General features: G+C 68.5%; 5 protein-coding genes and 1 tRNA gene. 3 read left to right on the top strand and 3 right to left on the bottom strand.

Annotated features, from left to right (window positions below; translation table 11 throughout):
* Positions 1–206, top strand: a 206-nt coding sequence (locus tag ACR2FV_RS02475; RefSeq protein WP_434014137.1) for a hypothetical protein, incomplete at its 5' end; no start/stop codon positions are given.
* Positions 207–307: 101 nt separating this feature from the next.
* On the opposite strand, the gene ACR2FV_RS02470 is transcribed toward ACR2FV_RS02475, so the two are convergent.
* Both ACR2FV_RS02470 and orn read right to left on the bottom strand, forming a co-directional pair.
* Positions 308–976, bottom strand: coding sequence for a haloacid dehalogenase type II (locus ACR2FV_RS02470; protein ID WP_434014136.1), 669 nt, complete (start codon positions 974–976; stop codon positions 308–310).
* A 3-nt stretch (positions 977–979) separates the two neighbouring features.
* Positions 980–1,603, bottom strand: coding sequence for an oligoribonuclease (gene orn, locus ACR2FV_RS02465; protein ID WP_434014135.1), 624 nt, complete (start codon positions 1,601–1,603; stop codon positions 980–982).
* Between the two features lie 81 nt (positions 1,604–1,684).
* Between orn and ACR2FV_RS02460 the strand changes: the two genes are divergently transcribed.
* Positions 1,685–2,794, top strand: coding sequence for a PrsW family intramembrane metalloprotease (locus ACR2FV_RS02460; RefSeq protein WP_434014134.1), 1,110 nt, complete (start codon positions 1,685–1,687; stop codon positions 2,792–2,794).
* A 166-nt stretch (positions 2,795–2,960) separates the two neighbouring features.
* On the opposite strand, the gene tyrA is transcribed toward ACR2FV_RS02460, so the two are convergent.
* Positions 2,961–4,079 (bottom strand): bifunctional chorismate mutase/prephenate dehydrogenase, encoded by a 1,119-nt coding sequence (gene tyrA / locus ACR2FV_RS02455; protein WP_434014133.1) that lies wholly within the window; start codon positions 4,077–4,079, stop codon positions 2,961–2,963.
* A 37-nt stretch (positions 4,080–4,116) separates the two neighbouring features.
* On the opposite strand from tyrA, the gene ACR2FV_RS02450 reads away from it, so the two are divergent.
* Positions 4,117–4,189, top strand: a tRNA-Arg gene (locus ACR2FV_RS02450).
* The last annotated feature ends 677 nt before the right edge of the window (positions 4,190–4,866 follow it).

The following is a 4,866-nucleotide window of genomic DNA, read 5'->3' as shown; positions in this document are numbered from 1 at the left end:
AGGACCTGCGGGACGCCACCGACCACCTGGTCGCCGTCGCCCTCTCAGCCAAGGAGGGGGAGGCCAAAGCCACGGCGTGTCAGGACTCCCGGGGGATCCACGAGTCGTCGTTGGCTGACGGGTCGTTCGGGCGACACCACACCATCGTGCACACCAAAGACCTGAGAGCGACCATCGACGCCACCGGCGTCACCTGGCACCTATGACCACCCCGCCCCCGCCCGACCCCCACACGGGCCGGGCGCACAGGCACGTCCGCAGGCGGCGCTGCGGGGTTCAGGCAGCGCTAGGAGGGCAGGCGTGGGGTTCAGGAAGCGGCAAGCGTGCGCGCCAGATCGAGGACGCTCGTGGCCCGCACGTCCGGCGCCGCGAAGAAGTCTGGGTAGCGACGCCCGACGCGATCGATCCACCCGGTCTGCAGCCCGGCCTCGTGAGCCCCGTGGATGTCCCACGGATGGACGGCGACGAGCATGGCCTCGGCCGCCGGGACCCCACAGGCTCGCACCGCGTACTCGTATGCCGAGCGCGCCGGCTTCCACGCGGGCGCGTCGGCGACGGAGAGCAGGTCAGTGAAGCTATCGGCGATGCCAGCCTGTTCGAAGAGGCCTTCAGCCACGCTCGACGATCCGTTGCTGAGGGTGGCCAGGCGCAGGTCCAGGTCGCGCAGCGCGTGCACACCCTCGACGACGTCGGGATGCACAGGCAGGCTGGTGAAGCCAGACATCAGGTGCTGCACGTCGCGCTCGACCTGGTCCTCGTCGCGGTCACCGAGCAGGACCCGCAGCGACTCGGCAGCGAGCTCGGCGAAGGCCGGTTTGTCGCCGGTCACCGTCAATGCGAAGCCGTCCCGCAGCATCCCGCCGAACCAGCTGCCTGCGGCCGCTTTCGGCATACCGATGTCGGCGAACCGCTGTTGCAGCGGCGACATGTCGGACAGGGTCTCGTTGACGTCGAAGACGATCAGTCGTGGCTGCATAACTCACTCCCGCGCGAACTGCTGCGCCAGCTCGCGCAGCTCGGTGGACTCCAAGCCCGGCAGGGGACGGAACACGGCCTGGCGGTAGTACCGCAGCTCGGTGATGCTGTCCTTGATGTCACCCAGCGCACGGTGGCCGCCGGTCTTGGCCGGGGCGTTGTAGTAGGCCCGCGGATACCACCGCCGCGCCAGCTCCTTGATCGAGGAGACGTCGACGATCCGGTAGTGCAGGTGCGCCTCGAGCTCGGCCATGTCGCGGGCGAGGAAGGCCCGGTCGGTGCTCACCGTGTTGCCGGCCAGCGGGGCCTTGCGCCCCTCCGGCACGTACTCCCTGACGTAGGCAAGCACCTGCTCCTGGGCGTCGGCCAGGGTGGTGCCCTCGGCCAGCTGCTCGGTCAGCCCGCTGGAGGCGTGCATCTCGCGGACGAAGTCACCCATCTGGCGTAGCGCCTGCTCGGCCGGCCGGATCACCAGGTCGACGCCCTCACCCAGGACGTTGAGGTCGAAGTCCGTGACCAGGGTGGCCACCTCGATCAACGCGTCATGAACCAGGTCCAGACCGGTCATCTCGCAGTCGATCCAGACCAGACGATCTGCTGTCCCCCGCGGCTTGGCTTCCTCACTCACGCCACCACCCTAACGGGGTCTCTGAGCCCTCCAACGTTGGTGGGCAGGAGCGCGCTGGCTGTGCCGGTATCGTCGTCGGCCATGACCGCGGCCGCGCTACAGGGGACACCACCCAATGCGACTGGTCGTCCTCGCGTCCGCCGACTCATCGGTTGGGGGGTTGCTGCCACCGCCTTCCTGCTCGGCGCGCTGGCGATCGCAATCGTGGTCACCGAGAGCGTGGGGGTGCAGGGCACCCTGCTCGGCCTCGTCGTCTCGACCACGGCCATCGCGGTCGTGCTGCCGCTCTTCTTGTGGGTGGACCGGTTGGAGGCGGAGCCGGCGCGGATGATGTGGTTTGCCTTCCTCTGGGGCGCCCTGATCGCCACCTCCGCGAGCCTGGTCACCAACACGATCGCGTCGCTGGTGTTTGCCGGGCTGGGCTTCGACCCCGACCTGGCGACTGCGGTGATCGCCGCCCCGGTCAACGAGGAGCTCTTCAAGGGGCTGGGTCTGCTGGTGATCTTCCTGTTCGCCCGCCGCGAGTTCAACGGCGTGGTCGACGGCATCGCCTACGCGGGGGTGATCGCGATCGGCTTCGCCTACGTCGAGGACATCCTCTATCTGGGCCAGAACTTCCGCGATCTGGGGCAGGAAGGGCTGATCGCCACGTTCATCGTGCGTTGTCTGCTGACGCCCTTCGCCCACCCGATGTTCACGGTGTGCACCGGCCTCGCGTTCGGACTGATCGCGCACCGGCGCCGCTGGGCCTTCGGTTGGGTGCCGCTGATCGGGTATGCCGTCGCGGTCGCGGGACACGCAGCGTTCAACCTGTCGCTCGGCCAGGGCATGATCGCGTTGGGCCTGCTGTGGATCCCGCTGTTCATCGGCTTCCTGCTCATCGTCGGCTTCGCTCGGCGCAGCGAGGTGCGGATGATGCGCGAGCACCTGACCGGCTACGGGCTCAACGGGTGGTTCAGTCCCGCCGAGGTAGCGATGCTGGTCTCGCCCTCGGAGCGTCGCCGCGCCAGAGGCTGGGCCAAGTCGGCACATGGGTTGGCCGGGGCGAGCGCGATGCGCTCGTTCCAGGACGAGGCCGCCGAGCTGGCCATCGCCCGCGAGCACCTCGAGCGCGGGGACGCCGGTTGGAGGCCCCGGGAGCAGCGACTGCTCGCCTCGGTGTGCTCACATCGACAGGTCTTCGCCGGCTGAGGGAGTCGAGGCTCTTCTCCCTCTCGTCGAGATGCAGCAATGCGCGCGAATCACCTCGGCGCCGGTGGAGGTGGCGCGCCCTGATGCCGTTGCCGCGCATTCCTGCGCTTCATATGACCTGTGGTGCACCTGTGACCCGCCCTGTGATGGTGAGGGTGGCCGGTGCTCAGCGGGTGGAGTCGGCGTGCGCCAGCAGCGAGCGGGACTCCTCCAGGAAGCGCTCGGCATACGACCCGAACCACTCACCGATCTCGGTGAAGCGCCTCGTGAAGCCCTCGGCGTCTCCACTGCGCAACAGCTCCAGCGCTTCGCCGAAGCGGGCGTGGTAGCGCTCGATCAGCTCCAGGTTGTCGGGACCCGCGGCGATGATGTCGAAGTACAGTTCCGGGCTCTGCGCAAAGAGCCGCCCGACCATGATGAGCTCCAGCCGGTAGATCGGGGAGGACAGCGCCAACAGGTCGGCCAGCCCCCGGTCCTCCGAGGCCAGGTGGGCGCCGTAGGCGAAGGTCGAGAAGTGTCGCAGCGCCTGGATCAGCCCCATTGCCGCATCGTGGTCGGCAGCGGTGACGTCGTGCACCCGAGCGCCCCACAGCCGAATCTGCTCGACCAGCCAGGCACTGGCGTCGGGGTCGCGCCCCGGGCAGGAAGCCACCACCTGCTTGGCGAAGGAGTCCACGTCCGGGCCGAACATCGGGTGCAGCCCCAGGACCGGACCCGCGTGAGCCTGCATCATCGCCGCGACAGGCGCGCGCTTCACCGAGGTCAGGTCGGCCAGCACGCAGTCGGCGGGCAGCGGAGGCAGGGCCCCGATGACCTCGACGGTGTCGTGGATCGGCACGCTGACCAGCACCAGGCCCGCCCCCTCCACCACGGCCGCCGCGCGGTGCCAGTCGTCGCGGTCCAGGGTGCGCACGGCATACCCCGACAGGGTGAGCATCCGGGCGAACATCGCACCCATGGCGCCCGCACCGCCCACCACGACGACCGGGCCCAGGTCGGGCGCCTGCTGGGTGAAGCCCATGTTCTTCTCGTGGACGTAGGCTTCGCGCATGCAGCGCCGCAGCACGTCCTCGATCAGGTCCGGGGGCACCCCCCGGTCCGCGGCCTGCTCACGCCGCGCGGCGATCATGGCACGCTCCCGGTCGGGGGCGTAGATCGGCAGGCCGTGCCGACCTTTGACCTCGCCCACCTGGGCGACCAGGCCGAGCCGGCGGGCCAGCAGGTCGAGCATCGCCTGGTCGACCTCGTCGATCTGGGCGCGGAGGTGCGACAGTGGCTCGTCCATGACCGTTGATGCTAGTCGCGCCTAGACTTCTTCATCGGCCCCCGTAGCTCAACGGATAGAGCGACGGCCTTCTAATCCGTAGGTTGCAGGTTCGAGTCCTGCCGGGGGCGCTCGCAGATCGCTCGCTGACCTGCACTGATGGTACACGTGCCAGTTCTTCGTGCAATATACGTGCAACATGCTCGCGCAACACGGCCGTGTGTCGCTCTCGGTTCCCATGGCAAGCGCGCGGGACCGCGGCTGCCCATCGCGGGGCGCGGAGATTCAGTCCGGTGCTGTGCGACCTGCGACTGTAGGATCCCGTTCGATGCACGGAGCGTGGGGGCCACCGGCTCCCGCCGGCGGGCCGCGCAGCGATACTGTTCGATCCCAGTATCGCCCACCAACTGAAAATGCCCTCTGAACTGCGGAAACAGGTCCAATTTGATTGGGCAGCGCGCCCTTCGTGTCGCATACGTGTCGTTCGATGCTGGGCATAGGCCGCCAGCGATGGTCAGAACGGTCCGCTCGATGCAGCCGCAGAGTTTGGGTTGCGCTCCCCTCGGGTCCGCAAACGACGGCTACAACGTGCCGCTACTGGACGCTCGTTCCAGGTCGCCAGCGCAGCCACCGGTGCCGGGCAAGGGTCGTCTGACCGTCAAGGGCCGGGCGGCCGTAGTCACAGCTTCGAGTCCAGTCGGGGGAGCTCAGTACCACCCTTTTGACCAGCGGAAACGTTGATCGAGGGCCTTCTCGTGGGGTGAACGTGGGGAATGGCCTGGTGCTCCGTGAGCCATCATGACCAAGG

Origin of the sequence: Ornithinimicrobium sp. (assembly GCF_051004135.1) — a bacterium.
Lineage (GTDB): Bacteria > Actinomycetota > Actinomycetes > Actinomycetales > Dermatophilaceae > Ornithinicoccus.
This window is presented reverse-complemented; position numbering and strand designations above follow the sequence as displayed.